This is a genomic window from Micromonospora pattaloongensis (genome assembly GCF_900107255.1).
GTDB classification, from domain to species: Bacteria; Actinomycetota; Actinomycetes; order Mycobacteriales; family Micromonosporaceae; genus Micromonospora_I; species Micromonospora_I pattaloongensis.
Genome location: NZ_FNPH01000001.1, coordinates 900,294 through 916,900 on the forward strand (window position 1 = coordinate 900,294; position 16,607 = coordinate 916,900).

The 16,607-nt window shown below is 70.9% G+C and carries 17 protein-coding genes and 1 tRNA gene; 6 read left to right on the forward strand and 12 right to left on the reverse strand.

The genetic code is table 11. The features are described 5' to 3' along the window. Positions 1-53 precede the first annotated feature (53 nt). Complete coding sequence (locus BLW47_RS04345) at positions 54-1,265, reverse strand: helix-turn-helix domain-containing protein (RefSeq protein WP_091551597.1); 1,212 nt, start codon at positions 1,263-1,265, stop codon at positions 54-56. 82 nt (positions 1,266-1,347) lie between these two features. Further along, positions 1,348-1,436 (reverse strand) — tRNA-Ser (locus tag BLW47_RS04350). Positions 1,437-1,556: 120 nt separating this feature from the next. Here BLW47_RS04350 and BLW47_RS04355 point away from each other — a divergent pair. Further along, positions 1,557-2,549 (forward strand): NAD(P)H-quinone oxidoreductase, encoded by a 993-nt coding sequence (locus tag BLW47_RS04355; protein WP_091551600.1) that lies wholly within the window; start codon positions 1,557-1,559, stop codon positions 2,547-2,549. On the opposite strand, the gene soxR is transcribed toward BLW47_RS04355, so the two are convergent. Continuing rightward, positions 2,515-2,973, reverse strand: coding sequence for a redox-sensitive transcriptional activator SoxR (gene soxR, locus BLW47_RS04360; RefSeq protein ID WP_091551602.1), 459 nt, complete (start codon positions 2,971-2,973; stop codon positions 2,515-2,517). The genes BLW47_RS04355 and soxR overlap by 35 nt on opposite strands. A gap of 46 nt (positions 2,974-3,019) precedes the next feature. Between soxR and BLW47_RS04365 the strand changes: the two genes are divergently transcribed. Continuing rightward, complete coding sequence (locus BLW47_RS04365) at positions 3,020-3,775, forward strand: transketolase (protein WP_091551605.1); 756 nt, start codon at positions 3,020-3,022, stop codon at positions 3,773-3,775. Between the two features lie 2 nt (positions 3,776-3,777). Further along, positions 3,778-4,656, forward strand: coding sequence for a transketolase family protein (locus BLW47_RS04370; protein ID WP_091551608.1), 879 nt, complete (start codon positions 3,778-3,780; stop codon positions 4,654-4,656). Here the strand turns inward: BLW47_RS04370 and BLW47_RS04375 are convergent. The 5 genes from BLW47_RS04375 to BLW47_RS04395 form a co-directional block, all read right to left on the reverse strand. After that, positions 4,637-5,344, reverse strand: a complete 708-nt coding sequence (locus tag BLW47_RS04375) for a glycosyltransferase family 2 protein (protein ID WP_091552543.1) — start codon at positions 5,342-5,344, stop codon at positions 4,637-4,639. The two genes, BLW47_RS04370 and BLW47_RS04375, sit on opposite strands and share 20 nt — an antisense overlap. Positions 5,345-5,541: 197 nt before the next feature. Further along, the gene (locus tag BLW47_RS04380) at positions 5,542-6,126 is read right to left on the reverse strand and encodes a hypothetical protein (protein WP_091551611.1); all 585 of its coding nucleotides are present in this window, start codon (positions 6,124-6,126) and stop codon (positions 5,542-5,544) included. Positions 6,127-6,198: 72 nt separating this feature from the next. Beyond that, positions 6,199-7,653, reverse strand: a complete 1,455-nt coding sequence (locus BLW47_RS04385) for a sensor histidine kinase (RefSeq protein WP_091551613.1) — start codon at positions 7,651-7,653, stop codon at positions 6,199-6,201. Further along, positions 7,646-8,338: a response regulator transcription factor gene (locus BLW47_RS04390; protein ID WP_245736336.1), complete on the reverse strand. Its 693-nt coding sequence runs from the start codon at positions 8,336-8,338 to the stop codon at positions 7,646-7,648. The genes BLW47_RS04385 and BLW47_RS04390 overlap by 8 nt, the downstream gene beginning before the upstream one ends. 117 nt (positions 8,339-8,455) lie before the next feature. Beyond that, complete coding sequence (locus BLW47_RS04395) at positions 8,456-8,968, reverse strand: hypothetical protein (RefSeq protein ID WP_245736433.1); 513 nt, start codon at positions 8,966-8,968, stop codon at positions 8,456-8,458. 601 nt (positions 8,969-9,569) lie between these two features. Here BLW47_RS04395 and tcmP point away from each other — a divergent pair. Beyond that, on the forward strand, positions 9,570-10,697 hold the full coding sequence (gene tcmP / locus BLW47_RS04400) for a three-Cys-motif partner protein TcmP (protein ID WP_091551618.1): 1,128 nt from the start codon (positions 9,570-9,572) through the stop codon (positions 10,695-10,697). Here tcmP and BLW47_RS04405 read toward each other — a convergent pair. Next, on the reverse strand, positions 10,681-11,436 hold the full coding sequence (locus tag BLW47_RS04405; protein WP_091552546.1) for a DUF5131 family protein: 756 nt from the start codon (positions 11,434-11,436) through the stop codon (positions 10,681-10,683). The genes tcmP and BLW47_RS04405 overlap by 17 nt on opposite strands. A 917-nt stretch (positions 11,437-12,353) precedes the next feature. After that, positions 12,354-13,526 carry a thiolase family protein gene (locus BLW47_RS04415; RefSeq protein ID WP_091551621.1) on the reverse strand — a complete coding sequence of 391 codons (1,173 nt, stop codon included), beginning with the start codon at positions 13,524-13,526 and terminating at the stop codon, positions 12,354-12,356. Positions 13,527-13,556: 30 nt separating this feature from the next. On the opposite strand from BLW47_RS04415, the gene BLW47_RS04420 reads away from it, so the two are divergent. Beyond that, on the forward strand, positions 13,557-14,042 hold the full coding sequence (locus tag BLW47_RS04420) for a PH domain-containing protein (RefSeq protein ID WP_091551623.1): 486 nt from the start codon (positions 13,557-13,559) through the stop codon (positions 14,040-14,042). Between the two features lie 13 nt (positions 14,043-14,055). Here the strand turns inward: BLW47_RS04420 and BLW47_RS04425 are convergent, their stop codons facing one another. Both BLW47_RS04425 and BLW47_RS04430 read right to left on the reverse strand, forming a co-directional pair. Next, the gene (locus tag BLW47_RS04425) at positions 14,056-14,952 is read right to left on the reverse strand and encodes a rhomboid family intramembrane serine protease (protein ID WP_091551626.1); all 897 of its coding nucleotides are present in this window, start codon (positions 14,950-14,952) and stop codon (positions 14,056-14,058) included. Positions 14,953-15,014: 62 nt separating this feature from the next. Continuing rightward, positions 15,015-15,545 (reverse strand): peptidylprolyl isomerase, encoded by a 531-nt coding sequence (locus tag BLW47_RS04430; RefSeq protein WP_091551628.1) that lies wholly within the window; start codon positions 15,543-15,545, stop codon positions 15,015-15,017. Between the two features lie 196 nt (positions 15,546-15,741). On the opposite strand from BLW47_RS04430, the gene BLW47_RS04435 reads away from it, so the two are divergent. After that, complete coding sequence (locus BLW47_RS04435; protein ID WP_091551631.1) at positions 15,742-16,380, forward strand: hypothetical protein; 639 nt, start codon at positions 15,742-15,744, stop codon at positions 16,378-16,380. Positions 16,381-16,607 lie beyond the last annotated feature (227 nt).

The following is a 16,607-nucleotide window of genomic DNA, read 5'->3' on the forward strand; positions in this document are numbered from 1 at the left end:
TAGGTGAATGGTGGTCGATGGGTACGTGCTGTACCCGGTTACGGCCCGTACCCCTACAGCGTTACGCCAGCCCGGCTCGCGAGGTCGACCGCTTCCCAACGAATTGCCGCCGGAGCGTCGGCGGCCAGCCGGGTCAGCATGTCCCGCGCCGCCGGCGAATACCGCACGGTTTCCGGTGACGTGGCATCCGCCTTCGCGAGCAGGTGAAGAGTCGCCTCCGGCGCCCCTTCCAGGTCGGCGCCACGTGCGAGTTCCACGTAGTGCCGGCCGCGTCGCTCCGTTGACGGAATCGAGGCCGGATCGAGCGAGTGGGCCCGCCGCTGCGCCTCGTCCGGATCTCCGAGGTCGACCGCGCACATCACCGCGTACACGTCGACCAGCGGCCGCGAGACCCGCGTACGCAGACCCACGTAGTCAGCAGGGAGCGCCCGGTGCACCACGTCGCGTGCCGTCCCCCAGTCCGACCAGGCTCCCTGGTCGCCGATGCGAGCACGGGTCAGCGCCATGCACAAATGCAGGTCGGCGAGCATCTCGGCGTACTCGATCGGGCCATCGGCAACGCGGGGCTCTATCAGCTCCCGCGCCTCGCGCAGCCGTTCGAGCGCTTCCTCTCCGCGACCGACGGCGCGCAACAGGTGCGCCGCGTACCAAATCGCCTGCGCGACAGCCAGCGGGTCGTCCGCGTCAAGTGCCGCGGTCATGCCGCGATCGACCGTCAGCCAGCACAGCTCACGATCTCCGTGCCAGGCCAGGTATGCCTGCGCGAGGTGGTACGCCTGCGCCAGCATCGCCAGCGAGCGACGGCGGTCAGCGCCCTCATGCAGCCGCGCCGCGCGTTGGGTGGCGTCGAGGAGGCCGGGCAGGATCATTCCGGCCTCCGTACGCTGCTGCCGGGACGTGTGCCACGTCTGCCATGCCGAATCGACCGCACCGCGCAGGTACTCCGGCGAGTTCGGCTCGCCGTCGACACGAACATGCCAGGCGGTAAGCGCCTTGCGGACATCGTCCACAGCGGGATGCAGAGGGCGGACATCGAGGGACAGGGTGACAGCCGGGCCGAACAGGTCGCCGAGGTCGCGCACCCCGAGGTGCGGTGCGAGCTGTTGTGCGGCGCGGAGCGTCAGCGAGCGGCGGCCGGTCTCGATGAACTTGATGGTGGTGGGACTGAGACCTGCGAGCCCGGCAAGGCGCTCGCGGGAGTGACCGGCGGCGCGGCGCAGACGCTCGACACGGCTGCCGGGGGTGGGTTGCGTCTGATCCGTCATGGCACACCTCACCCGGTGGGGTACATCGTGTACCCACACGGTACGGATCGACGGCCATGGTCACTAGAGCCCGGAGCATGAGCGGAGGGCGTGGGATTCGAACCCACGAGGACGGTTACCCGCCCTACCGGTTTTCAAGACCAGCGCCATCGGCCACTAGGCGAGCCCTCCCGGCAGCCGCGGACCCGCAGACCGGGACATCCGCCGCCGTGCATAGTCTGCCATGGCGCCGGACCCTCGCGGGTGGCGCGTCACCGACTGGCCGTGACCGAGAAGGGTATAGAGGCACCCATGCACGCCATCACCATCCCGCAGCCAGGTGGACCCGACGCGCTGGTCTGGGCCGAGGTCCCGGACCCCGAGCCCGGACCCGGCGAGGTGGTCGTCGACGTCACCGCCTCCGCGGTCAACCGGGCGGACCTGCTGCAGCGGCAGGGCCTCTACCCGCCGCCGGCCGGCGCCCCGCCGTACCCCGGTCTGGAGTGCTCGGGTGTGATCACCGCGGTGGGGCCCGACGTGCCGGACCACCGCGTCGGCGACCGGGTCTGCGCGCTGCTGGCCGGCGGCGGGTACGCGGAGCGGGTCGTGGTGCCGGCCGGGCAGCTGCTTCCGATCCCCACCGGCGTCAGCCTGGCCGACGCGGCCGCGCTGCCCGAGGTGGCCTGCACGGTGTGGTCCAACGTCGTGCGGCTCGCCGGGCTGCGCAGCGGCGAGACGCTGCTGGTGCACGGCGGCGGCAGCGGGATCGGCACGTTCGCGATCCAGCTGGGCGCGGCGCTCGGCGCCACCGTGATCACCACCGCCCGCGCGGGCAAGCACGACCGGCTCCGGGAGCTGGGCGCGCACCACACGATCGACTACACGGACGCGGACTTCGTCGCCGAGACGAAGCGCATCGCCGGAGGTGCCGACGTCATTCTCGACATCATCGGCGGGCCGTACCTCGACCGGAACGTCGATGCGCTCGCCATCGGCGGCCGGCTGTCGATCATCGGTCTGCAGGGCGGCCGCAAGGCCGAGTTGAACCTCGGCGCGCTTCTGGCCAAGCGCGCCTCGGTGCACGCGACGACGCTGCGGGCGCGGCCGGTGCCGGAGAAGGCGGAGATCGTCCGCGGCGTGCACCAGGAGGTGTGGCCGCTGATCTCCGCGGGCACCGTCCGCCCCATCGTCGACCGCCGCCTCCCGCTGGCCGAGGCGGCGCAGGCGCACCGGATCGTCGAATCCAGCGACCACCTCGGCAAGGTCCTGCTCACCGTCGAGCGGGAACCGGGGCGGAACGCATGAGGATGCGGGGGCCGGGGCCGTCGGCGGCGAGCGCGTCGCCCGGGTTGTAGAGGCCGCAGCGCTGCAGCGACAGGCAGCCGCAGCCGATGCAGCCGGTGAGGTCGTCGCGGAGCCGGGTGAGCAGCCCGATCTTCTCGTCCAACCGGGCGCGCCACCGTTCGGAGAGCCGCGCCCAGTCGCTCTTGTTCGGCGTACGCGAATCCGGCAGCGAGTCCAGCGCCTCGCGAATCTCCTCCAGCGACACCCCCACCTGCTGCGCGATCCGGATGAACGACACCCGCCGCAGCTCCGACCGCTCGTACCGGCGCTGGTTGCCGGTCGTGCGCACCGCGCGGATGAGCCCGAGCCGCTCGTAGTAGCGCAGCGCGGACGGGGCCACGCCGGAACGGGCCGCCAGCTCGCCGATGGTGAGGGATTCGTGCATCGCGCCGCCTTGAGTTGAAGTGCCCTTCAACTTGCAGGCTATCCGCATGAGCGTTATGACAGCCACCGACAGCGCGCCCACGCTCGGCCCGCTGCTGCGCCGGCTCACCGGCGACGAGAAACACGGCCCCAGCGCGCACTCGACCCTGGACGTCCTCTGGGTGCTCTACGACCGGGTGCTGCGGGTCACGCCCGACCGGGTCGACGATCCGGAACGGGACCGGTTCCTGCTCTCCAAGGGGCACGGGCCGGCCGCGTACTACGCCGTGCTGGCCGCCAAGGGCTTCATCCCGGCGGACTGGCTCGACGACCTCGCCGGCCCGGCCAGCCGGCTCGGCCACCACCCCGACCGGCTGCTGGTGCCCGGCGTCGAGATCGGCTCCGGCTCACTCGGCCATGGCCTCGGTCTCGGCGTCGGCACCGCCCTCGGACTGCGCGCCCAGGGCCTCACCGACCAGCGGGTCTACGTCCTGCTCGGTGACGCGGAACTCGACGAGGGCTCCAACCACGAGGCGATCGCGTACGCCGGCGCGACCGGCCTGCGCAGCCTCACCGCGATCGTCGTCGACAACCACTCGGCCAGCCACGGCTGGCCGGGCGGGATCGCCAGCCGCTTCACCGTCAACGGATGGAGCGCCACCACCGTCGACGGACGCGACCACGACGCCCTGGAAGCCGCGCTGACCGGGCACGACAGTCACCGACCGCACGTCGTCGTCGCGGTCGTCGCCCCCAAGGACGATTACGTCAGCGGGGCGCGGAGCGCCGACGGCGCCGGCGACGCGGACCAGGTAGGAGCATGACCATGCGGCAGACCTTCGTCGACACCACCACCGCCCTGCTCGACGCCGACCCGCGCACCGCGCTCGTGCTCGCCGACATCTCGGCCAGCGCCTTCGCGCCCGCCGCCGTGCGCCATCCGGACCGGGTGCTCAACGTCGGCATCCGCGAGCAGCTCATGCTCGGGGTCGCCGGCGGGCTGGCGCTGACCGGACTGCGCCCCTTCGTGCACTCCTACGCGCCGTTCGTGGTGGACCGGGCGTACGAGCAGATCAAGCTGGACCTCGGCCACCAGGGCGTCGGCGCGGTGCTGGTCAGCGTCGGGGCCTCGTACGACGGGTCCCAGATGGGACGGACGCACATGTCCCCCGGCGACGTGGCGCTCTTCGACACGCTCGGCGGCTGGACCGTGCACGTGCCGGGGCACCCCGACGAGGTGCCGGCGCTGCTGCGGGCCGCGGCGACCCATGACGACCCGGTCTACGTGCGGTTGACCACCGCGCAGAACGCGCATCCGCACGCCGGTGACGGGGGGCTGCGGGTGCTGCGGCAGGGCCGGAGCGACGCGCCACTGGTGATCGCGGTGGGGCCGCTGCTCGACGCGACGCTCGGCGCGGTCGAGGGACTGGACGTGACGGTCGCCTACACGCACACGCCGCGGCCGTTCGACGTCGCCGGGCTACGCGCGCTCGCGGCCGGGGACGTGGTGCTCGTCGAGCCGTACCTGGCGGGCACGTCGAGCGCCGTCGTCGCGGCGGCGTTGACCGACCGGCCGCACCGGCTGCTGAGCCTCGGCGTCGGCCACGCCGATCTGCACCGGTACGGCACCCCGGCCGACCACGACCGGTGGCACGGGTTGGACGCCGCCGGACTGCGGCGGTCGATCAGCGGTTTCCTGCGGTGACCACACGGCGTCGGGTGCGCTCGCGGCCCAGGATCCAGAGCGCCTCGACGCCGTCCTTCCAGGTGATCTTCTTGCCCTCTTCGCGGTTACGGGCCCGGTAGCTGATCGGGACCTCGTAGGGGCGGATCTTCCGGCGCAGCAGCTTGCCGGTGACCTCGGCCTCCATCCCGAAGCCGCGGGAGCGGATGTCGAGGGAGCGGTAGAGGGCGACCGGCATCAGCTTGAAGCAGGTCTCAAGATCGCCGATGTAGGAGTTGAAGAGGACATTGGCGGCCATCGTGACGCCCTTGTTGCCCATCACGTACCAGAAGCTGTAGGCGCTGTGGCTGCCGAAGGTCCGGTTGCCGTAGACGACGGTCGCCCGGCCGTCGAGGACCGGGTCGAGCAGCTTCGGGATGTCCTGCGGGTCGTATTCGAGGTCGGCGTCGAGGATCACCATGTATTCGCCCTCGGCGCTGTCCACCGCGGTCTTGATCGCGGCGCCCTTGCCGGCGTTGCGGGGATGGGTGATGACCCGGACTCTCGCGTCGTCGGTGCGGCCGAGCACCTCGGCGGTGCCGTCGCGACTGCCGTCATCGACGATGACCAGCTCGATGTCGCACGGATAGTCGACCGCCAGCGCCTGCTTCAGGGCGTCCGCGATGCGTTCTTCCTCGTTGTAGACCGGCATGAGGATCGAGAGCTTCACGGGAATCTCCACGGTGCTGACGACGAATCCGCCCTAGCCTAGCCTGGTGGGCCGGCGCACATTAGCCGCGGCCGACGATCGGGCGCTTTCCGACGATTTTCGGCCGTAGGGACCATGGGCTCGTCCCCGCCGGGGGTCACCAGCCGACCCGGCGGTCCGACCGCCCCGGGGGCGCACGGCCGGACCGCCGGGCATGGCTACTTCTTCTTCGGAATGACGATCAGACGGGCGACCCCCCGGTCACCGTCCTTCGTACCGGCGACCCCGACCACCGTGCCGACCGCGACCCGGTCCGGCTGCACCTCGGCACGACGCTCCACCACCCGGAGCTTGTCGCCGAACGTCCACGTCAACGTGAACCCGTCCGTCGACCTGACGGTGATCGTGGTGCCGTCGATCGCGGTCACCGTGCCGCGCTGGACCGCGACGGTCTTCGTGCCGTCCTTGGTCTGCACCACGGCCTCGCCGTGCAGCGTGTTGCGCCGCAACAGCACCCGGGCCGGGTGCCGCTTGCGCGCCGCCTCGCCGCGTTCGCCCTTCCGGGGCTCGGCGCTCGGCGAGCCCGCGGGCGCGGCCACCGGCTCGGCGTCGGGCGCGACGTCATCCGCGTCGAACCCCAACGCCACCAGCGCCTGGCCCTCGGCACCCATCGCGGCCATCACCTCCACCGCGGACTCCCGGGCCCCGTCGACGGCGCCGCCGCCCGCAGCACAGCCGGTGAGCCCCAGGGCGCCCGCCGCCGCCATCAAGCCGGTCGTCACGACGACTCCGAAACGTCTCATCGCTTTCCTCTCGTCGGGTGTGCGGTCAGCGTCCCCGACGCGCACGAGCGCGCCGTCAACGCTCTGTACGGATCAGGTAAGAGGGCGCCGGGCCGGGTCGCGCGGCAGCGAGACGGTGAACCGCGCGCCGCCCTCCGGGGCGTGCCCGGCCACGATCGCGCCCCCGAGCCGCCGCACCAGACCCGCCGCGAGCGCGAGTCCCAGGCCGCTGCCAACCTTGCGGATCCCCTGGTAGCGCTGGTGCAGAGCGCCCCGCTCGAACGCCACGGCGAGGTCGTCGTCGGTGAAGCCGGGGCCGCCGTCCCGGATCTCGATCACCGCCCCGTCCGGCCCGGCGTCGCGCACCGCGAGCACCACCGGCGCGCCGGGCGGTACGACCCGGAGCGCGTTCTCCAGCAGTCCGTCGATCACCTGCCGGATCCGCCCCGGATCGGTGTACGCGGGCACCGGCTCCGGCGGGATCTCCGTACGCAGCACCACTCCGACCGCGGCACACCGGTCGGCCCAGGCGCGGCTGGCCTCCGCCGCCAATCGGGTCAGCTCCATCGGGACCGGGTCCAGCGGAAAGTCCGCCGCGTCCAGCCGGGCGAGCGCGAGCAGATCGCTCACGAGCCGGTCCAGATGTTCGGCCTCGGTGAGCACGGTTTCGGCCGCCCGGGCCGCCTGGTCCGGGGCGATCACCCCGTCGGCCAGCGCCTCGGCGTAGCCGCGGATCGCGGTCAGCGGGGTCCGCAGCTCGTGCGAGACCGACAGGAGAAACTCCCGCTGCCGCCCCTCGCTGGTCGCCAGCGCCGCGGCGAGCGCGTTGAGCGCGTGGGCGAGATCGGCCGCCTCTGCCGGCGGCTCGACCGGTAGCCGGACGCTCCGGTCGCCGGCGCGCAGCCGGGCGGCGGCGGTCGCGGCGTTGCGGATCGGCCGGGCGAGCCGGCGGGCGAGCAGCGCACCGGCGACGACGCCCGCGCCGAGGCCCGCGAGCAGCGGCAGCCAGAGGTTGCGTCCCACCTGCCGCCACAGTCCGGTGGCCCGCTGCCGGGTGAGCACGACACCGCTGCCGCCGGGCAGCGGGCGCGCTTCCACGATCGACGGCACGCCCGCGACGACCCGTACGCCGGAGACCGGCCGACCGGCGGCCACCCGCTCGACGAGCTGGGGCGGCAGCCCCGGACGGTCCGGCGTGCCCGCGCGGATCAGGTACGCGTCGATCCCCTGATCGCGCAGCCGCCGGAGCACCCGTTCCTCGTCGGCGGCCCGGCCCCGGTCCAGACGGGGACGGATCAGGTCCGCGGCGAGCCGGGCCTGGGCGGCCAGCGACTCGCGGGCCTCCCGCTCCACGGCGCGGACCGCGAGCGGCACCGCGACGAGCGCGGTGACGACCATCGACACCAGCGCCACCGCGCAGGACACCAGCACCGCGCGGGCCGTCAGGGTACGGCCGACGCGTGATCCCGGCCCGGGTTCGGGCCCGCGTCTCCGCAGCACCGGCAACGGCACGGTCGGCTCGGATCGCCCGCGGTGCGGCTCAGTCATCGCAGGCGTACCCGACGCCGCGGACGGTACGGATCAGCGTCGCGGCGCCGCCGAGCTTGCCGCGTACCTGGGCGACGTGCACGTCCACGGTGCGGGTGCCGCTGTGCGAGGCGTAGCCCCAGACGCTGGCGAGCAGCTCCTCGCGGGTGAAGACCCGCCCGGGCCGGCTCATCAGGTGCGCGAGCAGGTCGAACTCGGTCGAGGTGAGATGGATCGGCGCGCCGTCCACGCTGACCAGCCGGCGGAGCGGGTCGAGCGTGACCGCGCCGACCGTACGCGGCGGAGGGGCGCCGGGGTCCCCGCCGGCGCGCCGCAGCACGGCGCGGACCCGGGCGACGAGTTCGCGGGGGCTGAAGGGCTTGGTGACGTAGTCGTCGGCGCCGAGTTCGAGCCCGACGATGCGGTCGACCTCGTCGTCGCGGGCGGTCAGGAAGATGACCGGGGTCCAGTCACCGGCCCCACGCAGCCGTCGGCACAACTCGGTTCCGGCGATGCCGGGCAGCGCGATGTCCACCACGCAGGCGACCGGGCGCAGCCGCTGGGCGGCGGCGAGCCCGGCCGTTCCGTCGTGCTCGACGTGCACCCCGAACCCGTCGCGCGTCAGGTACATCCGGACCAGGTCGGCGATGGCGCGCTCGTCCTCCACCACCAGGACCAGGCCGCGCTGCTGCTGCTCGGTCGTCACGCCGCCCATCGTGACGGATGGGCGACCACGCCGACGTCACCGCCGTGTTCGAGTTCTGTACGGACCCCGGCAAGTTCTGTACGGACCCGGCAAGCCGAGGTCACGACGATCCTGGGGTCAGTAGGCGGCGGCGGGGCTGAGTCGGCGTGTCGTCTGCGGGGTCGTGGCCGCGGGCGGCTGCGGCATCGGGCCTGCCGGCGCGGTCGGGAGTCGGCGCCGGAACGCGTGGGTGAGCAGCGCGTCCAGGTGCCACACCTGCTTCGGCTGGCCGACCTTCATGTGGAAGCGCTCGCGGACGCCGTCGACGGCGGTGGCCGCGAGCTCGACGGAACCGGCCCGGGGATCGGCGTTCCAGGTGACGTTGCCGAGGTCCCGCAGGTCGGTGTTGAGGTGCAGGCGGAGCCGGTGCAGCACCCGGGTCTGCTGGGTCACGACCAACCGGCGGTAGGTCAGCAGCAGCAGGAATTCGCCCTGCAGCGCGCGGTCCGGCCGGAGGCAGCGGGTGACGAGCACGGTGACGTCGTCGGGCGCCACGCAGCGCCGGAAGACGGGCATGTGTCGGCTGACGATCGGAATTGCCACGCCGGCTTCAGCGGCGGCGGGCAGGAACGTTCGTGAAAACACGTCCATGCCCATGTAACGACGCGTCATCGGCAGATGACTCGGCGAAGCGGCTGTGAATATCGGATTACAGAATTTCCACTTCCGGCGATTGGACCTCTCCTACGCTGCGGATACCTCTCGCGACACCCGCCTCAGCCAGGTTCGTGGGCCGTAGCCGCCCGCGCGCGCCGGCCGTCGCACCGCCGCGCCGTAGGGCGACTCACCGCCGGCCGAGGCGGGGATGCGACGCGAAGGATGCCGGGCTGCCCCTCCGACCTCAAGGGCGCTTCGCGTCGCTACGCGACGGCCCTGCGGGCCGTCCTTGACCTGGAGCCTCTGCGACCCCTCGGGCCGGCGTTGCCGGCAGGCCAGGCCGCCCGTGATGCTCGCGCCGCATCCCCACCACGGCCTCGTCGGTCGCCTGCCGGGCGCGCTGCTGCCCGTTTCGCGTCAAGATCGGATTGAGATGCAGACGGTATTGCTACGGGGCACGGCTGTCGTCCACCTGACACAAATCGACTAACGAGAGGGTGTCTCGGAACCGGGGCGATAGATCATAATGACAGAAAGGCATCGATCGTTCACTATAAGTCAGATCGCCAGCCAAGAAGGTCAGGTGTAGGGACAGGTGGGATTTTTTGAGGGCAAGAAGCCAGCAGCGATCTTGAAGCACTCAATCATCGACAAGTACGTCAGTCCCTTCGTGGGAAAGACCGGCCTGTACTCCCCTGACCACAGGGTGGCCGTCATCGACGGGTACGCGGGGGAGGGGCGGTACGACAACGGCGACGAGGCTTCTCCTGCCCTTTTGCTGCGGAAGGCGCGAGAACTCCAGCCGATCAACCGGAAGTTGGAGGGCTACTTCGTCGAGAGTGACCCGGAGTCCCTGGCAAAACTTCAGCAGTTGGTCCGGACTGAGGGAGCAGGTCTGCCAATGCAGGTCTTCTCCGGCAGCATCGAGGACCACCTTGACGACCTGTTGACTCTGGTGAAGGGCATTCCCGCACTGGTCTACCTCGATCCATTCGGGGTCATGATTCCGTTCGCGACGACGGCGCGAGTGTTCGCGCAGCGGCCAGGGCACCCCCCGGCTACCGAGCTGCTGATCAACTTCAGCGCCGTTGGCCTACGGCGGGTGGCCGGGCTTCTCACGAGCACCAAAGAGAACCCCGGAAAGCCAGCAACCCTCGCCCGGATGGATGCCGCCTGCGGCGGGGACTGGTGGCAGAAGGTCTGGCTCGATCACGGAGACGACAAGGAGCACGCGGAGATGGCGGTGGTCGTCGAGTACACGCGCCGGCTGGCTGCCAATCAACGATGCAGCTGGTGGGTGACGCCGGTTCGTAACCGTGCTCGCCACAAGCCCGTCTACTACCTGGTCTTTCTCACTCGCCATCGCGACGGATTCAGCGAGTTCGCCGAAGCCCTGTCCCTCGGTCTCGGCCAGTGGCGCAAGGCTGTGTACGACATCGAGAACGCCGACACGCTGTTTGCGGACGAGGCGACGTTCCTGGCGAGTGAACAGGCGCTAGAGGATGGCTGGATCAACGAAATCGAGGCGAACCTACGTCGACTGCTAGGCGAGGGCAAACCCTTCGTGATCAGCAAGCGGTACAGCGAGGTCTATGGGGAGGCCGCCGGCCAGGCCCGCCAGACCCACCTACGCAACGCGTGGACGCGCCTCTACCCTCATGTGACTAAGACCAGCCCTAAGGGCAAGAGCAAGCTCCTCCAGACACTCATCGAGCCGGCGTAAGTTCCCTCGACGGCATCTCGTTCCACGTCTGACCATCCAACAGCCGGCCACCTGCCTTCGGTGTCCTCCCACCCCACTGCTTGAAGAAAAAGGCTGTCCCTGCCCCGACGCACTCGTCCCGTAGGCCTCGGATCCACGCGGGGTCTACAGGGCGGGCGCCCTGTCCAGACTCGCCGCCGGCAATCAGCCAATGGATGTCGGTGAGATCGATGCCGTCCAGGGGGCCAAGCAATGGTTCCGCGGAGATGAATCGGACCGCTGCCGGCACGACCCGGAGGTGATCCACTCTTGCGAGTTCCTGCTTCGTCTCCACGCTGACGCCCATCCACACGTTCGGCGGCCAGTCAAGCTGGTCACCAACTCGCGCCAGCCGTGATGCCCGCTTCGTGAGGACTTGGTAAGTGTGGCGCGGGGTGTCAGCCATGACCTGAAACACCCGACGCACGTAGTCGATCGGCACGCGAGCGTGAAACAGGTCGCTCATGGAGTTGACGAACACTGTTCGCGGTTCCCGCCAGCGCATAGGGATGCTCAGCGCGTCCTGGTGGAGCGTGACGCCGAAGCCAGGTCCGGAGGTGCGTGGGTCGCCGTCGTTTTGATACTTCGCAGACCCCATTGCCTTCAGGCGCTTCGCCAGGCTGAGGGCGTAGCAGTTGTCGCAGCCTGCGGAGATTCGGTCGCAACCTGTCGTGGGGTTCCAGGTCGCCTCGGTCCACTCGATGGCGCTCTTATCTGCCATGGCCACTCCCTGGGTTGGTTATGTCAATACTGTCGAACATGCGTACGGATTGAAAGACGTTCAGACGATCTTTCTTGTCGACCAGCCGACGCATGCGGCAGTTGCCCATGCCTTGCTCGACCAACGGGCGGAGGGCACGATTTGACTCGGCCAGGCCGTCGCCAGGCCGCCGTAGGCCGATCATGGCCGATCGACGACGACCATGGTGACCACGTTTGCCCAGGTAACAGAGCACGAGCACGGGACGAGGCAAGGTCACCAGCGCGAAAGTAGCCCGAAAGGCTTCTGCTGCCCTGCGCCACGGCCGCTCGTCGGCCCGCACCCGGATGCTCGCTGCGAGCGCGCTCGCACAGGCGTCGGGCAAGACCAAGAAGGTCGGGAAGTGGCCCGCCGGCAGGTCGGGTCTCTGCCGCTCGGGGCAGCACCTACCAGATTTGCCGGTACTCCGTCCTCGGTCGGGGAAATGGGGTCGAGGACGACTCTGACCGGTCACCACCAGACAGACGCGTTCCCCCATTACGCCCCCACGTAGTAAGCGACGGGGGACGTTGGCGGGACCGGGTGGGACTAGACGAGGACGGGCCCTCGACCACATCTCTGCTGGTCGAGGGCCGTTCGCGCAACTGGTGGCAGGTGAAGGATTCAAACCTCCGAAGCTTTCGCGACGAATTTGCACTGCGCTCCTACTCCCAGTGCTGGTAAATCACCTCTCCGCTCGACCCATCATCCACACCCACGGCGATCGACGCCGCTTGCAGACGCAGGCAGCAAGAGAGCGCCGGGCAGTCGCTGAGCCGTCCGGGCCGTTACGGGGCCGTCAGGTGTCAACGAACGACAGCCAACTCGACTAACACGCAAGGAGAAGCAGCAGGTCGCTAGCATGGTCAACCAACTGAACAGGAGTTCGGCAGTAGGGGTTACAAAAGTTCCACGATGGTGGCGTTGGCCATGCCGCCGCCCTCGCACATGGTCTGCAGGCCGTACCGGATGCCGTTGTCGCGCATGTGATGCAGCATCGTCGTCATGATCCGGGCGCCGGAGCCGCCCAGCGGGTGGCCGAGCGCGATGGCTCCGCCGCGCGGGTTCAGCCGCTCCGGGTCCGCCTCGGTCTCCGCGAGCCACGCGAGCGGCACCGGGGCGAACGCCTCGTTCACCTCGTACACCCCGATCTCCTCGATGCCGAGCCCCGCGCGGCGCAGCGCCTTCGCGGTGGCCGGGATGGGGGCGGTGAGCATGATGACCGGGTCGTCCGCGGCCACGACCGCGGTGTGGATCCGGGCGAGCGGGCGCAGCCCGCGCTCGCGGGCCCACTCGGAGGTCGTGACGGCGAGCGCGGCGGCCCCGTCGGAGATCTGGGACGCGGATCCGGCGGTCACCACGCCGTCGGGGCGGAACGGCGTCGCCAACTGACCGAGCTTCTCGAGCGACGTGTCCCGTCGGACGCCCTCGTCGGCGGTCACCTTCGCGCCGTCGGCGACCGCCACCGGGGCGATCTCGGCGTCGAAGGCGCCCGCGTCCTGCGCGGCGGCGGCCTTGGCGTGGCTGGCCAGGGAGAACTCGTCGAGCTGGCGGCGCGAGAAGCCCCAGCGCTGCGCGATCATCTCGGCGCCGACGCCCTGGTTGAACGGGACCGGCTCGTCGGCGGCGAAGCCCTCCGCGCCGCGGTAGCGGTCGCGCACCTGGTCGCCGTACGGGAGCCCGCCGTGCGCGCTCGCGCCCATCGGCACCCGCGTCATCGACTCGACCCCGCCGGCGACGACGAGGTCGGCCTGGCCGGAGACGACGGCGGCGGCCGCGAAGTGCAGCGCCTGCTGACTGGAGCCGCACTGGCGGTCCAGTGTGGTGCCGGGGACCGATTCCGGCCAGCCGGCCGCGAGCACCGCGTTGCGGGCCACGTTCCACGCCTGGTCGCCGCTCTGCGAGACGCAGCCCCAGACGACGTCGTCGACGTCCGCCGGGTCGAGGCCGCTGCGCTCGGCGAGCGAGCGCAGCACGTGCGCCGAGAGATCGACCGGGTGGACGCCGGCGAGGCCGCCCTTGCGTCGCCCCACCGGGGTGCGGACGGCACCGACAATGACCGCGTCTCTCATGGCTACTCCCCGGTAACTTGGGCTGTCCCGATGATACGTCGTAGACCGGTTTCGTGCGGCGGCTGGCATGCTGGGCGCGTGGAGACCGACTCGGACGGAGACAGCTGGCGGGTCCGCCCGGCGCTGCCCGCGCTCAAGCTCACCGGGGCCGCGCTGATGCTCCTCGCCGGCCTGATGCTCGGCGCCGACGACCCGGTCCGGCTCGGGCTCGCGATGCTGAGCGCCGCCGCGCTGCTCGGCTGGGGGCTGCGCGACCTGCTCGTGCCGGTACGGCTCGCGGCCGACTCCGGCGGGGTGACGGTGGTCGCCGGCCTCGCCGGCCGCCGGCGGCTCCCCTGGGCGCGGATCGAACGGATCACGGCGGAGGCCCGCGCGCACCGCGGTCTGCGCACCCAGCTGCTGGAGATCGACGCCGGCGACTCGCTGCACCTGTTCAGCGCGAACGACCTCGGCGCCCCACCGGACGAGGTGGCGGCGCGGCTGCGCGAGACGCGGGCCCGCGCGATCGGCGGGTAGCGGCCGGCGGCGCTCAGTGCGTGAGCATCCGCAACACGGTCAGCGCGAGGAGCACGAGCAGCAGCGCGCCGCAGCCGGCCGCCTGGATCAGCGTGCGGTGCGGACGCGGCGCGTACGCCAGCACGAGCCCGACGAGGCCACCGGCGATCAGCCCGCCGACGTGCCCCTCCCACGAGATCCGCGGGACCGCGAACGTGAGGACCAGGTTGACCACGAGCACGCCGACGACGGACGAGGTGTCCATCCGAAGTCGGCGCAGGACGATGAAGTACGCGGCGAAGAGTCCGAAGACCGCCGTCGACGCCCCCGCGGACAGGCTGCCGGGACTCAGCAGGTAGGCCGCGACGTTGCCGCCGAGGCCGGCGAGCAGGTAGAGCGCCAGGAACCGCACCGGACCGAGCACCGCTTCGAGATTGCGCCCGAGCACCCAGATCGCCCACATGTTGAGCAGCAGGTGCAGCAGCCCGTAGTGGATGAACATCGCGGTGACCAGGCGGTAGACCCCGCCGTTGTCGATGCCGGGATAGACGGGGCCGAACTCGGAGATCTGCACGGACGGCCCGACGACCCCGCCGATGGCCTGGAGCTGGCCGGCGGAGGTGAAGAGCCCGTTGCCGATGAGCGCCTGGGCGCCGGAGAGGGCGACGCCGATCAGCGCGACCAGGATGTTGAGCCCGATCAGCGCCTTCGTGACGTAGCCCTCGCGGCCGGCCACACCGCCACCGAAGGCGGTGCGGGCCGACCGCTGGGTGCGCCGTCCCTCGGCCACGCACTCCGGGCACTGGTGCCCGACCGACGCCTCGCGCATGCAGTCGGGGCAGATGGGGCGCTCACACCGGGTGCACCGCACCCAGGTCTCCCGGGACGTGTGCCGGTAGCAGACCGGGGCCGTCGGAGGGGACTCGCTCATGCCGTCACTCCGCTCCGCCCACGGTCGCCACTCATGGACGCCAGATTATCTCGGTATTCCGATCAGCCCTGCGGCCGTTCGATCTCGACGCGCTCGATGACCACGTCGTTGCGCGGCCGGTCGGCCGGGTCGGTCGGCGTGTTGGCGATCGCGTCGACGACCTTCGCCGACGCCTCGTCCGCCACCTGACCGAAGATCGTGTGCCGGTTGTTGAGGTGCGGCGTCGGGCCCACCGTGATGAAGAACTGCGACCCGTTGGTGCCGGGTCCGGCGTTCGCCATCGCCAGCAGGTACGGCCGGTCGAAGCGGAGCTCCGGGTGGAACTCGTCGGCGAACGTGTAACCGGGGCCGCCCCGGCCGGTGCCGGTCGGGTCGCCCATCTGGATCATGAAACCGCTGATGACGCGGTGCGAGATCGTGCCGTCGTAGTACGGGCCGCTGCCCGGCTGGCCGGTCCGCGGGTCGATGTACTCGCGCGTCCCCTCGGCGAGTTCGACGAAGTTTCGGACGGTCTTCGGCGCGTGGTTCGGAAAGAGCTCCAGCCGGATCGGTCCGACGTTGGTGTGCAGGGTGGCGTAGGTAGCTTCAGCCACGGGTACTCCTCGGTCGTTGGTCAGCTTCCATGCGGATCCTCCCATGTGCCCGTTCCCGCACTGCGGAGGCATCCGAAGGTGGAGGATGAAGAGGAACAGCACCCTGGGAGGTGGGGGACCGATGTTTGCAATCGGGCGTCGCAGGACGCACAGGGAGCTTCTGAAGGGTGAGCTGGGCGAGAGCCTGGATCACTTCATGCAGGCGGCCACACACGCGGCGAACGGGGTCGGGGCGACGGTCGGCCCGCGGGTCAACGCGGCCCGCGAGTTCGTCGGACCGACGGCGGACCGGGTCCGCAACACCGCGTCGCACGGCTGGGAATCAGCCGTGACCGTGCTGGCGCCACTGGCGGTCGCCGCCGCCGAGGGCGCCCGCCAGGCCGGTGGGGCCGCGCGGAAGGCGAAGCCGAAGAAGCCGCGCATGATGAAGAAGAAGGGGTCCCAGATGTCGCGTAAACGGTGGCCGATGCTGGCCGGGCTGGTCGCGGCCGGCGCCGCCGTGGGCGCCGCCGGCGTCATGATGCGGCGGCGGCGGAGCTCGCAGCAATGGGAGGAGTACGACCCGACACAGGGTCTCGACCCGGTGCACGCCGGCTCCACGGCGATGGCCGGCCCGTCATCCGGGGCGTCGGGTGATGATCCCGTACGCGCCTCGATGGCGTCGATGGCCCGCAACGGCGCGACGGCGAGCGGCTCGACCGACGGCACCGCCGACCTCACGATGTCGGAGCAGCCGGCCGCCCCGATGACGGGCGGCACCAAGAAGCAGGGCGACAAGCTCGCCGGCGACGTCGCCGGCAACGCGGCGGCGGGGTCCCGCGACGGTCGCGGCTGAGCACGCCGGAGGAATCGCGCCCGTCCGCGCGGCGTCCCGACCCCGTCGGGGCGCCGCGCGGGCGCGCGTGTGTAGCGGAAGCCGCTCGTGCGACCCCATCTCCCCTAAACGTCCAATTTTCGGCTTTGCCGTGTCATATCGGCTGGTTGCCCGTTACTTATGTGATCGTGTCTTGCTGAGTGTGATCACTCATGCGCGCAGCGCACATGCCCCCCATGAGAACGGAG